The 13,665-nt window shown below is 58.8% G+C and carries 18 protein-coding genes and 3 pseudogenes; 13 read left to right on the plus strand and 8 right to left on the minus strand.

Going from position 1 to position 13,665, the window contains the following annotated elements; all coding sequences use genetic code 11:
• A pseudogene (locus Y707_RS32410) lies at positions 1–109 on the plus strand (toxin); the annotation flags it as partial.
• A 149-nt stretch (positions 110–258) separates the two neighbouring features.
• Here Y707_RS32410 and Y707_RS32415 read toward each other — a convergent pair.
• Both Y707_RS32415 and Y707_RS32420 read right to left on the minus strand, forming a co-directional pair.
• Positions 259–483 (minus strand): hypothetical protein, encoded by a 225-nt coding sequence (locus Y707_RS32415; RefSeq protein ID WP_253905000.1) that lies wholly within the window; start codon positions 481–483, stop codon positions 259–261.
• Positions 484–559: 76 nt separating this feature from the next.
• Positions 560–658 (minus strand): annotated as a pseudogene (locus Y707_RS32420) (NUDIX domain-containing protein); the annotation flags it as partial.
• Between Y707_RS32420 and Y707_RS33340 the strand changes: the two are divergent.
• The gene (locus Y707_RS33340) at positions 630–1,082 is read left to right on the plus strand and encodes a P-loop nucleotide/nucleoside kinase family protein (RefSeq protein ID WP_026533630.1); all 453 of its coding nucleotides are present in this window, start codon (positions 630–632) and stop codon (positions 1,080–1,082) included. The pseudogene Y707_RS32420 and the gene Y707_RS33340 sit on opposite strands and share 29 nt — an antisense overlap.
• A 73-nt stretch (positions 1,083–1,155) precedes the next feature.
• Here the strand turns inward: Y707_RS33340 and Y707_RS32425 are convergent.
• Positions 1,156–1,719, minus strand: a pseudogene (locus Y707_RS32425) (chloramphenicol phosphotransferase CPT family protein).
• Between the two features lie 60 nt (positions 1,720–1,779).
• Positions 1,780–2,670 carry an MBL fold metallo-hydrolase gene (locus tag Y707_RS29355; RefSeq protein ID WP_081744515.1) on the minus strand — a complete coding sequence of 297 codons (891 nt, stop codon included), beginning with the start codon at positions 2,668–2,670 and terminating at the stop codon, positions 1,780–1,782.
• Positions 2,671–2,950: 280 nt separating this feature from the next.
• Between Y707_RS29355 and Y707_RS0100270 the strand changes: the two genes are divergently transcribed.
• The 4 genes from Y707_RS0100270 (at position 2,951) to Y707_RS0100285 (ending at position 6,381) form a co-directional block, all read left to right on the plus strand.
• Positions 2,951–4,150: a hypothetical protein gene (locus Y707_RS0100270; RefSeq protein ID WP_155852610.1), complete on the plus strand. Its 1,200-nt coding sequence runs from the start codon at positions 2,951–2,953 to the stop codon at positions 4,148–4,150.
• A gap of 602 nt (positions 4,151–4,752) precedes the next feature.
• Entirely contained in the window at positions 4,753–5,118 is a 366-nt protein-coding gene (locus Y707_RS32430) for a GNAT family N-acetyltransferase (protein WP_275451176.1), read from the plus strand.
• 90 nt (positions 5,119–5,208) lie between these two features.
• Complete coding sequence (locus tag Y707_RS0100280) at positions 5,209–5,703, plus strand: GNAT family N-acetyltransferase (protein WP_026533635.1); 495 nt, start codon at positions 5,209–5,211, stop codon at positions 5,701–5,703.
• Between the two features lie 183 nt (positions 5,704–5,886).
• Complete coding sequence (locus Y707_RS0100285; RefSeq protein ID WP_253904997.1) at positions 5,887–6,381, plus strand: GNAT family N-acetyltransferase; 495 nt, start codon at positions 5,887–5,889, stop codon at positions 6,379–6,381.
• An 85-nt stretch (positions 6,382–6,466) separates the two neighbouring features.
• On the opposite strand, the gene Y707_RS0100290 is transcribed toward Y707_RS0100285, so the two are convergent.
• Both Y707_RS0100290 and Y707_RS0100295 read right to left on the minus strand, forming a co-directional pair.
• Positions 6,467–7,462, minus strand: a complete 996-nt coding sequence (locus Y707_RS0100290) for an NAD-dependent epimerase/dehydratase family protein (RefSeq protein WP_026533637.1) — start codon at positions 7,460–7,462, stop codon at positions 6,467–6,469.
• 134 nt (positions 7,463–7,596) lie between these two features.
• On the minus strand, positions 7,597–8,094 hold the full coding sequence (locus Y707_RS0100295) for a GNAT family N-acetyltransferase (protein WP_026533638.1): 498 nt from the start codon (positions 8,092–8,094) through the stop codon (positions 7,597–7,599).
• 158 nt (positions 8,095–8,252) lie between these two features.
• Between Y707_RS0100295 and Y707_RS28625 the strand changes: the two genes are divergently transcribed.
• The 6 genes from Y707_RS28625 (at position 8,253) to Y707_RS22195 (ending at position 11,804) form a co-directional block, all read left to right on the plus strand.
• Positions 8,253–8,720: an SRPBCC domain-containing protein gene (locus Y707_RS28625; protein WP_081744516.1), complete on the plus strand. Its 468-nt coding sequence runs from the start codon at positions 8,253–8,255 to the stop codon at positions 8,718–8,720.
• 252 nt (positions 8,721–8,972) lie between these two features.
• Positions 8,973–9,416: a DUF3626 domain-containing protein gene (locus Y707_RS22180; RefSeq protein WP_253904998.1), complete on the plus strand. Its 444-nt coding sequence runs from the start codon at positions 8,973–8,975 to the stop codon at positions 9,414–9,416.
• A gap of 100 nt (positions 9,417–9,516) precedes the next feature.
• Positions 9,517–9,801 (plus strand): nucleoside/nucleotide kinase family protein, encoded by a 285-nt coding sequence (locus Y707_RS28630; protein ID WP_216699175.1) that lies wholly within the window; start codon positions 9,517–9,519, stop codon positions 9,799–9,801.
• A 53-nt stretch (positions 9,802–9,854) separates the two neighbouring features.
• Complete coding sequence (locus tag Y707_RS28635; RefSeq protein WP_253904999.1) at positions 9,855–10,265, plus strand: helix-turn-helix domain-containing protein; 411 nt, start codon at positions 9,855–9,857, stop codon at positions 10,263–10,265.
• Between the two features lie 235 nt (positions 10,266–10,500).
• Positions 10,501–11,289 carry a hypothetical protein gene (locus tag Y707_RS0100320; protein ID WP_155852611.1) on the plus strand — a complete coding sequence of 263 codons (789 nt, stop codon included), beginning with the start codon at positions 10,501–10,503 and terminating at the stop codon, positions 11,287–11,289.
• Positions 11,290–11,342: 53 nt separating this feature from the next.
• A complete protein-coding gene (locus tag Y707_RS22195) occupies positions 11,343–11,804 on the plus strand; it encodes a DUF5956 family protein (protein ID WP_051441483.1) in 462 nt (153 codons plus the stop codon).
• 76 nt (positions 11,805–11,880) lie between these two features.
• Here the strand turns inward: Y707_RS22195 and Y707_RS0100330 are convergent, their stop codons facing one another.
• Both Y707_RS0100330 and Y707_RS0100335 read right to left on the minus strand, forming a co-directional pair.
• The gene (locus tag Y707_RS0100330) at positions 11,881–12,225 is read right to left on the minus strand and encodes a type II toxin-antitoxin system PemK/MazF family toxin (protein WP_026533641.1); all 345 of its coding nucleotides are present in this window, start codon (positions 12,223–12,225) and stop codon (positions 11,881–11,883) included.
• Entirely contained in the window at positions 12,222–12,467 is a 246-nt protein-coding gene (locus Y707_RS0100335) for a ribbon-helix-helix domain-containing protein (RefSeq protein ID WP_026533642.1), read from the minus strand. Before Y707_RS0100335 ends, Y707_RS0100330 begins: the two co-directional genes overlap by 4 nt.
• A 318-nt stretch (positions 12,468–12,785) precedes the next feature.
• Between Y707_RS0100335 and Y707_RS0100340 the strand changes: the two genes are divergently transcribed.
• A complete protein-coding gene (locus tag Y707_RS0100340) occupies positions 12,786–13,394 on the plus strand; it encodes a recombinase family protein (RefSeq protein WP_173401430.1) in 609 nt (202 codons plus the stop codon).
• Positions 13,395–13,665 lie beyond the last annotated feature (271 nt).

Raw genomic sequence — 13,665 nt, forward strand, 5'->3', positions numbered from 1 at the left:
CACGCGGGCTCGCTTGCTTGAGACCGTTGTGCTGATCTTTAAGAATGGCGAGGAACTGGTGATCCACGCTATGCCCGCCAGAAGACAATACTGGGACCTGCTGCCCTAATCGCACTCTCGCTCTTGCCGCGAAGCGGGCACACGTGCCGCTGAGGGATCCGGTTACGGGACGGTAAAGACACAGGCAGGTCGCCATCGCGCCCATCCTGCCTGTATACGGTAGTTAGTCATGCGCCGTATAAGATCTCTCAACGGATTTTAGAGGCCGAGGGTGCGGGGGCTTGTCATCGTCATTCCGGGCTCCCGTGTGATGGAAGGAAGTAATGCCGCGAGCCCACGGGGTGAGAACACATGAGCCGGGCTGGCATTGCTTATTTCCTCCAAGGTCCACCATTTGAAGTAGTCCAGTCCTTCTTCGTGCAGGCTTTCGAGAGCCCAGAGGCCTTGGGGCACAAAGCGATCGACGCGGCGGGAAGTAGTCATTGGCCGCCCCCTCGAAGCCGGCGGCCAGCGAGTTCTCTGCAAACTCCTGACGCCAAACGTGGGGTAGCGGCGTAGCGTCGAGTCCAAGACCGACTTCTTCCCGCAGTTCGCGTCTCAGCGCTTCTTCGGGGGATTCTCCCGCTTCGATTCCCCCGCCTGGTGCAGGTAAGTCCACCGTGGCTCAAGAACTTCAATCACAAGGATTTACTCGGCTTTCTATTGACGAGGAGGCTTGGGCGCAGGGCTACCTGTCCCAGCCGCTCCCGGAAGGGGCGGCGAGGGAGATCGAAGGCGAGCTTCGTGTGCAATTGGTGACACTCATTGAGCGCGGTTTTGATGTCGTCCTCGACTACTCCTTCTGGTCACGCTCGATGCGAGACGATTACCGTCGACTCGTGGAGCCCCTTGGAGTTATTCCGAAGACGATTTATGTGTCCACGCCCCGAAAGATTGCTCTTCGGGGCGTTAGGAATCGGAATGGCACCTCTCCAAATGAAGTGCAGCTTAGCGACGTTGTGGCCGCTGAATACTACGAAGGATTCGAGCCTCCCACGGTTGACGAAGGCCCTCTCCAAGTCGTCCGCGGGGTACCTTCATAAGCCGGTAGTACTCCCTTAGGTCCGGCGTTCGGCTGCATTTGTCGCGGCGAGGATCCCTCACCGGGCCGATGCTTCAGCGGGCGGATGCACCGAGCGAGAGCTGGCCGGCGACGTCGCGCGCGCACTCTTCGGTCGAGCGATATGTGGTGTCGACCTCTACGTCGTAGACAACCCCGGCGTGCACGCTCAGGGCTTGCTGTCGCGCCATTCCTTCAACGCGGTCAGAGCGTTGTGCCTCGCGGGATGCGGCTACGTCTGGGTTGCAGTGCACTCCCACCCAAATCAGCTTAACCTCGCTGAACGTTGACCGTATTCGCTCCTGTCCAGCACCCCCGGAGAGAAGGGCCTCATCGAGGATCATGTAGGCCCCTGCCAAGGCCATACTGCTGAGTCCGGTATATCAGCTGCGTTCTAAAGCCCGATGCTCAGTGGTGAAGGTGATCGTGCCGTCCTGCTCGTAGGTGATTCCCGCGCGCGGGCTGTCACCCCCATTAGGAAGAGCATCGATGAACGTATCGACGCCGAACGTCAACCAGAGGCCCGGGAGGATTTCCTGAAGCGCTCTAGCAATTGAGGACTTGCCGGAACTCGACCCGCCGTTCAGCACGATCACCTGGGGATTTCGATTGATGGACACCCTGCGAGCCTAACCATACTCAGGCCCACAGCATGCCCGTAAGCCGATCCGCTTACGGGACTAGTTCGTTGTCGCGTTTGGGATCGAGGTTGTCGGTGAGGTCAGACAAGTAGCTCGACGGCCATTGCTGAGGTGTTTATATCCCTGAGTGACTGCGCTTTCTATGGCCGTTTGAGAAAACGGGGTCTTTTTCGTTAGTCCACGAATGACCTCGCTTTCGCTGAGGCCTTGGATCCAGCCTTGGCGGACGCTGCAGGCCATATGCTGCAGTAGCTCCAGCTGTTGTATTACGAAGCCCCGGTCTACGACGCTTCCGTGGCCCGGAATGATCAGGTCATCGTCGATCATGCTGCCCACCAGGCTTTCGAGCGCTGCTGGCCACCCGAAAGTGTCACTTCCGGCGCTGTACATGGGCAGAGCTGATTCTTCGACGATGTCCCCGACAATCCAGATCCGTTGCTGTGGCAAAAACACAACCAAGTTAGTGCTCGAGTGAGCCGGCGCCAACGGTAGGAGCTCGATGCAGTTGTCGTCGAGTTCTATCACCGCCCTCTTATGGACTGGGTGAGTTGGTTCTAGCAAGTGAACATTGTCCCACTGCATCTCTGGTTCCAGCAGCGGGTTGGCTTGTTGAGCGGACAGCCGTGGTTGTTCGTACTGTCTGAAGTGTTCACCGACGAGGTGATGACCGTAGACGGGAGCCGCGGTCCTTTCGACCATCCGGTGATTCCCGAAACAGTGATCATAATGTGCATGGGTGTTGATGATCGCTACTACCGGCAGCCCGAACTGTTCGTTCAGATCACCCAGAAGCTCGTCCGCTTCGGCAGGACTTCCTCCCGTATCGATGAGCACGATCCCGGTGCTCCCGGCGATCACGACGATGGAGACATCAACCGATGAGTAACGTCGCTGGAAGACATGCTTCGTTACTGCTACCCAGTGCCCCATACCTCAATTAGAACAGGGAGGGCGGCCATGAGCGCTGGCCGACAACGCCCACGCGGTTTGAAGCATCTAGCTCGGTGGCTACGGGCGAGTGAAGGGTGAAAGCGACGCGCTAAACGATCCTTCACCGGACGTCTTCACGAGGGACGGTCACGGGTCTCTAGGGGAGCGGACGCATCACGAACACCAAGGATTGCTAGGGCCAAGACTACGATCCGCCGCAGACAAACCGGGGTTCGGTCGAATAGCTAGCACCGTTCCCGAGTGCCGATATGATGCGACAATGGCCGCCTCCAGTAATCCCCGCCCAGAGCATGGCACGGTGACAAAACCAGTCCCACTACGCAATCTATTTCTCTGGCTTGTGCTTGCAACGATTGCCATCGCCGTTCTGGTTGGCGCTTTTACCTTCATCCTCAGGGGCCAATTTTTGCCGTGGACTTTAGAACAGCCCCTTACGGCAAGGGAACTGCAACAAGTCGTGCAGTCAGCTGTAACTACTGCTGCGGCGTTGGGCCTCGGAATCACCCTCTACCTGTCGTTTCGACGTCAGAAGACGACTGACGAAGATCACCTAACCATGCTCGAGTTGCTTCGCCTGCAACAAGATCAGCACCGATCAGACAGCATCACTAAATTGCGCGACAGGTACGTGAGCGCCGCAGATCAGCTTGGAAGCGAATCTCGACCCATACGTTTAGCTGGTATCTACGCGTTAGCTTCTCTCGCTGATGATTGGAGCGAAGAACGCAACGTCAAGGAGCGCCAAGTGTGCATCGATCTCCTGACTACCTATCTCGCGCTCGGTGCGAACGATACAGACACAGTTGAATCTCAAGGCCCTGAATGGGAGACGATCTGGAGCACCATCTTCGATCGCGCCGTATTGGAACGGAACAATCCCGGCTGGCCTGGGGCCGACGTGCGCATCAGGAATGTGAGGTTGAAGAATCGGCTCAGTGGGCTTCGGTTCGATTATGGCTCATTGAGTTTTTCAGGCTCTCCTGTCAGTGCGATGGAATTTGACGGGTGTGACTTCCATGCCACGGAAGTGCTATTCGACTCCTACGACCGAGGAGGCGTGTTGTCGTTCCGTAACTGTCGTTTTTCGGGGGGAAGCATCAACTTCGGTTGGCCACCCGACTCGGACGCCCCGGGTGCATATGAAGACCTAAAAATCCACTCCTTCAACTGCAACTTCGAGGGAACTCAAGTCCTTCTCGACGGCAGCGTCGACATGGGTGGATACACGTTTCAGCACTGCCGGTTCAATGCAACGTCGCCAAGTTTTCGAGGGGAATCCCCGGAACCTCCGGCGATTGGTTTCATTCAAATGGACCATTGCGAGTTCAGCAGTGACCCCTTGCGCGAGCTTTCGCTTGACGGAACGGCCATGGTCGAAATAGGCGGCTTCGACGAGGACCATCCAACTGTGGCTGCGATGGCATCCAAGTACAACTCGCCCAAAGACAAAATGCACTAAGAGAAGAGACGCGTATGGCTGAGCGTGGTGCGAAGAAGCGTTCCGGGGGTACATGCACGGCTCCGGCGATGCGGGGGGCAGAAGCGCTGCGCCCGGCACGGTGGAAAGTCGCCTCAAGCAAAGCGGGTAGCGGAGCGCCGGCTCGCCGAGCAGGAAGCGCAGAGGTCCAGACCTGCCCTAGTCTAGGTGAATCCCCCAACAGTACGAAAACAATTGAAAATATTTGGTTCAAGTGGACCGAAGCCTATAGGCCGAGAGACTCGACTTAGGGGCCTCCATCCGAGTCGCAAGGTGCATCGCCTGCACTCTGGGCATAGGTCTTGAAGTAAGTAACACTCGAAGGCGCTTGGGCCCGCAAGCCGGTCGACCAGTGTGCCGTAAGCCGAACCTCTAATGAGACACGATTTGGGACGTGGAAGGATGTCCAGGTGACGATCAGTAGCCGAGCATGGCATCATCCCGACCCGCAACGATCAAAGCTCTCGCTTGTTGAGGTTCCTGCATTTGTTCTTCATGGCCTGGCTCAAGGCACGGTTGTGCCCGATGGGAAGCACTGCCTGACGCCCTATCTGGTCGGCGCGGAATGCGCTGGTCTCTGGCGCATGAGGAGCGAGCAGATTACGTGCGCTCCCGCGGACGCCCCTTGGGTAACGCGGTACGTGCTCGTCCCTGGCGCAGTCGCCCCCGTCGGCTTGGCGGGCTTTCATGGGCCACCTAATGCGGATGGCATGGTCGAGGTTGGATACCGAATTGACCCTGGGCACCGGCGAAGGGGTTACGCTCGGGAAGCCCTTGAAACGTTGCTCGCCATCGCCCGGGCTCACCCGGCGGTTAGAGTCGTTCGGGCGACTGTTAGCCCTGAGAACGTTGCATCTCGCGCTCTCGTAGAGAGCTACGGGTTCACCACGGTCGGTGAGCAGTGGGACGAGGAAGACGGCCTAGAGATCATCCTTGAAGTGGCGGCCTAGGCTGGGACAACCACTCGTCGACACTAGTTAGCATCCGACTGAAGGTGCCCGCTCGACCATCGACATATACAACGGGGGTAGCGTGTAAGCATGGCGTTTGAAGAACTCACCATCCGGGAATCCACCGCCGGGGACACGAAGATTCTGTCTTTGGCGGCACTCGAAGCGATGAATTGGAACGGCGAAGACCGCTTCACCTACGAACAGCTGATGAGCAAGCCCGAACTATCGCACTACCTGACAGGTTGGCCCCGGGCAGGAGACTTCGGAGTCATCGCTGAAACCAAGAAGGATGTCGCCGTTGGTGCGGCTTGGTGTCGCACTTTTGCGGCGGACGATGCGGGCTATGGTTTCGTGGATGTTGATGTTCCTGAGCTCACCGTCGGGGTGTTTCCGGGTCACCGTGGGGTTGGTGTTGGCAGCGCACTTATAAAGAGTCTGATCGCACACGGTGCTGCCCGGGGGTGTCGTGCAATAAGTCTCAGTGTGGAGGACGGGAATAGGGCTCGGGCTCTCTACGACCGCTTGGGTTTTGTAAACGTCGGCCGCAACGGAGGCTCGGACACTCTTCTGCTTGAACTGTAGACGTGACAGGTTGAGTGCAACCATGATCACGCTTCTCAACTACGCGCGACCGCCTCGCCCAGCAGAAAACAACGACTTCAGTGCGCATATCGTCCCTCTTCGGTGTCGCGATAGACAGACCCAAGAAGGTGGCGCGGTGTGGGATCGTCCTGCGGTACGAGTGAGGTGCTGGATACTGAAAGGGTGACTGCACCACTATCGATCTTGTCGTTGGCTTCCTCGACCGTAGGGCTGCGCCGGGCAACATTAGAGGATCTTCCCGCTCTTGTGGGCCTCCTCATCGCTGATCCGCTCGGGAGTACACGGGAGAGCGTGACCGATGATGAAGACCCGCGGCTCTACCGGCGGGCGTTTGAGGCGATCGACGCCGATCCCCACCAGTTGCTCATCGTCGCAAGTGACGGTGCGTTGGCCGTGGGCACTTTGCAGCTGTCTTTCATTCCCGGCCTGGCCCGCCGTGGTGCCCTGCGCGCCCAAATCGAGGCCGTGCGGGTGCACGACGACTACCGCAGCCAGGGACTCGGCTCCGCGATGTTCGAGTGGGCCATTGAGGAAGCGCGGCGGCGCGGCTGCGACATAGTGCAGCTAACTACAGACAAGACCCGTACAGACGCCCACCGCTTCTACGAACGCCTCGGTTTCATGGCATCGCACGAGGGCCTGAAGCTCCAACTCTGAGCAACCGAGTCGTACGCAAGCGGATCCCTCACCGGACATCGTCTTGGGCGGGCTTGGTTGATGAATCAGTCGCGGGGCGGCCGGCTCAGCGGTATTGCAGACTTGATTCTTTCGAAAGCTGGTCGAGCAGTTTCAATTCTTCGCCACGGCTCAGCCCAGATCTGCGTACCCGGCCGAGACCACGGCTCTTCTCATCATCTAGTGTCCGCAGCATTGTCTGTCGGAGATCGCTGAGGTTCCCACCGGCGGTATGGAATGCTGAGTTGTCTCTTTGCGCGAATGATACATCGGGTTTGGGCAGCCATAGCGGCAGTGCTCTTGGACCGGCCCAGTACCGAACATCGTTCTGGACGAGCCACTCGTCGTCCGCGCTGGTCATGTGGCCGGTGAAACCCGCTACATCTGCGGCCAGGGTAAGAACTTCTGCCAGTTGGTGCTGGTCGCCGGTGGCGTTAATGACTCCGGTAACGCTTTCCTGGCCTGCTTTCACAATCCAGGTGGCCAGATCCTGTATGTCGATCACCTGCACCGCCCGGTTGTCGGTCTCTGGCGTAAGAACCGGTTCGTTACCGGCATGGGCAAAGCGGCTGACCCAGTAGCTGAATCTGTCGCTTCCATCGCCTGGACCGGCAATCAATCCCGGCCGGACGACGAGGAGCCGGTCGCCTAGCGCTTCCTTCGAAGCTTGTTCGGCAGCCACTTTCGCCTGGCCGTAGTCCTCCAAATCCACTGGGGCGAGCAGGTCGGCGGATTCGTCCGCGTTGGCTTCAGTGTTGCTCGCGTACACGGAGACGGACGAGATCAAAGTCCAATGCTTGGCCTTCGCAGCCAATGCTTCCAGCGCTCCCGTCACGAGTGCGGGCTCGTAGGCGAGTTCAATGACTTCATCCCATTGCTGGGCTGCCACCGCTGTGTAGGCACCGGCCGCCGTTCGGTCGACTTGTACGAAGTGGGCTCCGGCGGGAGGCGCTCCCGACTCGCCGCGCGCCAAGCATGTCACCTCAACACCGCTTGCCAATAGCTGTTCGATGATCTCACGGCCGAGCCAAGCTGTACCACCAAGCACCAATACACTTCGCATCTGCTCAGTCAATCCGGGTGCCCCTTTGCAGTCAACCAATTCGTCCCCGAGCGTAACGACCTAATCCTCAGCCTGAGGCTGGGCTCGTGTCAGTAACCGGATCCTCTAACGGTGCTGCCATCAGGAAAAGTGACCTACCCGTATGGCGGGGTGGTCTCGATCCAGTAGCGCAGGACAGTACTTTCTTTTGATGCCTCATCGAGCACGCCACCCTGGCGCTCGATGGTCTTCGCTGACGCGATGTTGTCGGACTCACAGACGGCCAAGACCCGATCTATGCCGAGGATGTGTGCCTCCTCGACCATCAGAGCTACCGCCCAACTTGCCAGCCCGCGCCCGCGCGCTGATGATCGAATCCCGTAGCCTACGTGGCCGGCTCGCGGCACAAGTGGGTTGGACGCGTGCCGCAGTGCGATTCCGCCGAGGATCTGTTCGCCATCTGTAATCCACCAGTACGAGCATCGCTCATCGTCGGAGAGCCGTCGCACCCAGGATGTGAAGCCGACAGCCGATCTAGTGTCGTCGTCGGGCAGTAGCCCAAAACCGTCTTCGTGCAGGCCCGGCCCCCACTCCTCGTGCGCTTCAAGCCACGCTCGGTGCCAAGTAACGGCAGGGACGGTCAAAACAGCCATGCTAGGACTCTATCTATCGAGGCCGGCCTGGAAGTCGCTGAGGGGTCGGCATGCGGGCACTTTCTTGGGTGCCTAACGCAACGACAGCGTAATGCATTGGTTCTACGGTTTCAGCGGTGTTCGAGCCAGAATGTGGAAAAGCGCGTTAGGCTCCGGTCATGCCTCTCATCACTCGTTCTATTCAACCTGCTAATGAACGCGTATCTCATAGCTGGTCTATTGCAGTTCCTCCGGACCGTCTTTGGTGGGGCCTTACTGACCCGGAGGCGTTGCCCCACTGGCTAGGGGCATTAACCTCTGGGCGGTTCGTCGGCGGCGATGTCGTGACCGTTGAGCACGGGGAAGATTATTTCTGTACCAGTCAGATTTTGGAATGCGAACCGGAACAGCTGTTACGCATGACATGGGAATTCCCGGACGAGCCACTCTCGCATGTGCTGATTGAACTCACCCCAGTTGGCAGTACAACTCACTTGGCTTTGACGCACGATGGGCTCGGGATCGAGGCTGTCAATTACCTGCCCGGTTGGCATACGCACCTCCTGTACCTTGAAGACTTACTCTTGGGTCAACCGCGACCCATGGCCGACTTCTGGTCAACGCACGAAGGCCTTATCGACCCTTAATCCGACCAACCTTGGCTTCATCAACATAAGGAGGAGCCGAAGTACCGGTAGCCGATCCCGCAATCGGACTGCTGGATCACCCCTCCAGCAGTTCTTCACCGGCTGCCCCGGGCTCTCCAAGTTGATTGACGTGTTTAGGTCGCTAGAGTTTGCTGTGTGAATAGTGCAAGGGATAACGCACCCTGGCACCGTGCGGTCGGTAATGTCCAGGGCTTAGCGGTTGGCGGCCCTCCGTTGGCATCGGATCTGCAGGTGACTATTCACTTCCACCCAGACCGTCCAGTGGGAGAAGTGCTTTTACTTTCGCATTTGGCCGTGGACGGTGTTTACCGTTCACAGTTCGAAACCGGCACGAGCAACGGTGGATTAACGGCGCACCCGGGTGGTGACCGTTGGAATTGGGAACATCGAATTTTCGGCGGTGCCTACGATCATGAGCCGACAAGTCATCGGCCGAAATACGGTTCGCTCAACTACAGAGGTCACGCATCGGGCGGTTCAGTCCGCTTCGGCTCGTCTCACTTGATTCTTGCAGCACATGCACTTGAGCGAACCACATTCTGTTATCCCGACAGCAGCACGGATCCTTCGCACTTCGGGACGCGGGAGAATATGCCGCTGGTTGAGATGGCTGAAGCCAACACCAGCCTTGACGTTCTGGATGACCGTCATCGAACCGCTGCTCCCATCAGGTAGCGGAGCGTATCGTACGGCGTCATTCGACCCCTCGCACGATATGGCTACACAACCGGCGCCTAACCAATGCGCGGCAGATGCGGTGGTCATTATTGAGGGCATGTTCTTGCACCGGGACGAACTCGTCGACGTCTGGGATTACTCGCTGTTTCTCGATGTGTCATTCGATGAGACAGCACGTCGAATGGCGATCCGGGACGGATCAGACCCGGCCCCGGAGCACCCATCGATGCGGCGTTACGTCGGAGGGCAACGCATCTACTTCGCCACGGCGCGGCCTTGGGAGCGAGCAGACCTCGTCATCGACAACTCTGCTTCCGAACCGAGAGCGATCAAAGCTATATACAAAGCTCGCCAGTCCGGTAAGCGATTAGGCCTCCAGTAAATCTTCGAATCACCCCGTAGACCGATCCGTCCACGGCGCAGGGTCGTATGCGATTGGGATTGTTCGCAACCCTGGCCGAGTACGAACGCGAACTGATCAACGAACGGGTCCGTGCAGGCGTGGCTGCCGCCCAAGCCCGCGGCGTCAAATTTGGTAAGAAGGCTCCGGATCCCGAGAAGGTGGAGAACGAGGTCTCGGCCGCGCGTAGGCTGCTCGCAGATGGAAAGACCGCAACCCAAGCCGCCGACGCAGTCAATTGGTCACGGGCGACCCTGTACCGGAACCTGAAACTCTGCGGGGCCGAGGGAACCATCCGGTGCGGTTGTGGCATCGGCCGGGCGCGGAAGGTCGCGGTACGCGCCGAAGAAGACACTGCCCAGTCGAGGATCATCCCGGGAATGAAGTCAGGCAGGAACGGGTCGAACGAACTGATGGTGTCGAGTTTCCAGGTTCCCTGCCAATGACGGGCGAAAGTTCTTCCTGCCAATTTCGTTGCAGGGTATTGACCACGGACCTGCTCACATATAGCTTCAAATCAAGCCGCTCGTGAAGTCTCAATGGCAAACATTGCGCGGGCCGAACAATTGTCAGCAGTACCGCTGCGGCAGCGGGGGAACCATGATCCGCGACACCTCTTGCCTCGCTTCAGGCACCTTTTCGGTGTCATTTTGAAACGTAGTGCTCAACCAAGGGGAAATCATGTTCACAAAGCCGCGCCAAATTATGAAGGCAATCGCTCTGTCCATCGCACTGGGGTCAATCACCGCATCAACAATGTCTCCCGCGGTCGCCCTCGAAACTGAAACTCAAGCCGCAATCGTCAAGCCAGCGTTGCAGCCGTGCGTGGATCTTGCTGTAAAGCAAAAGCACCAGCAATGGGTCTGTACGGGGCAAGGTATGACGATTCAGAAAAATGCAAAGGGCAAGACCGTTGACGGCTTCGTCCCGCTGGAAACACAAATGCCTGAGATCAAAGAGCTGACGGACATAGGATTCTCCACCATGGCCATCAATTATGACGGCTGGTGTGAGTATGGCGGCGTCTGTCACCGGTTCGTGAGTTCGTACATATCTGAGACGAAGGGGAACGCAGCCTATGGCGACCAGGATGGTGCGATCGGTTCATACGACGTCATTGTGCGAAATAATCTCAATGGCAGGCAAACCCGTTGGATGGTTGCCCTCGACTATGATTCCGGCCCGGCGCTGTCTTTCACCAGTTCACGGATGAGGTGCTGGGAAAAGAACTGGCTCGGCCCTTCGACCTGCGGAGTACATACCGTGGCGAGCACCAAAATTTCCCGCGGCGACCCGCGTCATACTTCGGGAATCATCTACGGCAACCGGCTCAACAATAGCGATGAGTACTACAGTCAGTTCACGTCGAACTTCACACCTAATGGATACCCCAGGTACGGTGCCCGGGCTCTGAACACACCGGCGTTCAACTGCTATGGGGACGATAACTGTTACTTCCCGCAGGCGTAGTTGGCTGTGTGCGCCCCTGTCCAGGCGGGGCGTACACCAGATTGGAGCGAATCATGGATTACGGGTCGGTATGGGATGAGGTTAGGGCCGGGGACTGCCCGGGGGAATGGGTTATTGTCACAGATAACGGATGGGGGGCCCTCGTCGCCTGGTCTGCCGGGCAAGCCAATCTGTGCCGGCAGCCGTCTGGTCCACAATCAGGCCGGACGAAAGTCCAGGAGCTCAAAGATGGCGTTCTCCGTGAACGGGAAGAGCCGCTCACGGGACAGGATCGCGAGGAAATAGAGGCTGAAATCGATTCCTATCTATCCGATGCCGGTGTGCCACCCATGCCGAGGGGGTACGTGTGGTTCATCCGCAGGCCGGATCACATTCCCTCCGATGAAGAATTCTGGCGGTCGATCAATCGGGCTGTCGCCGAACGCACTCCGGTTACGGCAACCCCAGCGGATCTGACCCCGGAATTAGCCGGGATCATGGCCGACCTGTACGCAGGGTGCGCGCCTGGGAAATGATCAGGGGCAACTGTTTTTGCGGATGAAGTTCCGAGTGCGGATCGGCTACTGGTGAATGCGCAGGTAGGATCGGCGCTCAGACGCCCATGACCAGACGGATGCCTTCGGCGACCTTCGAGAGTACGTAACTGGGTACGTGCCCGACCGGGTACGGTTCGAGAAACTCACGAGTTACTGGGCCGACCTGCGACACCACGGCGACGGAGTCTTTGCCGAGTCCGGAAGCGTCGACCGGTATCAGCACGTTCCCTGGGAACGCTTCCAGCGCGACGTTCGACGTCAGCGGGACGACAAGGACTGTCGCGATTTGGGTGGCAAGTAACCAATCCTCCTGCACGACCACCGCCGGCCGACGCTTTGCTGGTTCTGATCCACGGGGCGAACCAAAGTCGACCCAAACGACATCGCCGTGCGAGATCACCAGCCAGTGCTCTCGAGCATCGTGCGCTCTGACTCCTGCAGAAACGGGCTGTCTGCGGACGGCTGCCCGACGCGTTTGATCACCGAGTTCGCCAGCGCCGTGAGCTCCGCTTCGCCCTCAAGCTCCTCGACAAGATGACGACCGGCGCGCCGGAAGAACTCGGAACGGTTCATGCCATGACGCGCAGCGACCCGCTCGAAGTGTTCGAAGTCGCTGTCGGGAATCGATATCGCCGTCTTCATGCTCCTAGTATAACTGGTCATACCACCAGTTATCGCTGAGGGATCAGCTTCTGGTTGAAACTACGTGGCGCCTCCGACCATCTTGGCGTTTCCGTCATAATGCTGATCGTTGCGACACGCCATTCCGCCGTTTGGGTCGATGAGATCGTCGGGATCGGTTTACCGACTGCGCCACCGTCGGGGCTCGGCGAGGCTTCATGGCCGGTGCTAAAGCTGCCCACCGAGCCCTGATTGGCGAACCATAGGAGGTGCGGCAGCCAGCCGCTGCCGGTAGCCGAGAAAGTCCTCTCGAGCCGGCCTCACCTCTGGAGGTGCGCCATGGGCGCGCTGCTTGTCGGGTATGCCCGATGCTCCACCGACCAACAAGACTTGACCGCCCAACGCAACGCTTTGTTGAGTCTGGGGGTCGAGACTGCGCGGATCTATGTCGATCACGGTCTGACCGGCACCAACCGCGAACGTCCCGGCCTGCGCGAGGCTCTCGCAGCATGCCGAGGCGGTGACACACTCGTGGTCACCAAACTCGACCGGCTCGCCCGGTCGCTACCTGACGCTCGCGCAATCGCTGACGAACTCACTAGCCGTCAGATCAGTCTGAGCTTGGGAGGCTCGGTCTACGACCCCACCGACGCCATTGGACGCTTACTGTTCAACGTGCTGGCCATGGTCGCCGAGTTCGAATCCGACTTGATCCGGCTGCGCACCCGGGAAGGCATGAAGGTCGCCAAGGCCAAGGGGCGATTGCGAGGCAAGCAACCGAAGCTCAACCGACGGCAAGAGGCACACCTAGTCTCGCTGGTGCACAGCGGCGAATACAGCACCGCCGAGGTAGCTGACCTGTTCGGCGTAGGGCGCTCGACGGTCTACCGTGCCATCGAGCGGCAGCACATCGAAACCAAGACCGGCATCACCGAATGTGAGGGCTGAGCCGAACCCATTCACGCGGGTGTCCAGTACGGTCTTCCACTATGGGACACCCGCGCAATCCGGCCTCGAACTATCCATCCTTCTCCACAATAGGTTCCTCAACCGGACACACTCTGCTCAGTTACCGATCCCTCAAGGGCATCTGCGCCCGCTTCGCGGCAAGAGCGAGAGTGCGATTAGGGCAGCAGGTCCCAGTATTGTCTTCTGGCGGGCATAGCGTGGATCACCAGTTCCTCGCCATTCTTAAAGATCAGCACAACGGTCTCAAGCA

Origin of the sequence: Arthrobacter sp. H14, assembly GCF_000520495.1 — a bacterium.
GTDB lineage: Bacteria > Actinomycetota > Actinomycetes > Actinomycetales > Micrococcaceae > Arthrobacter_C.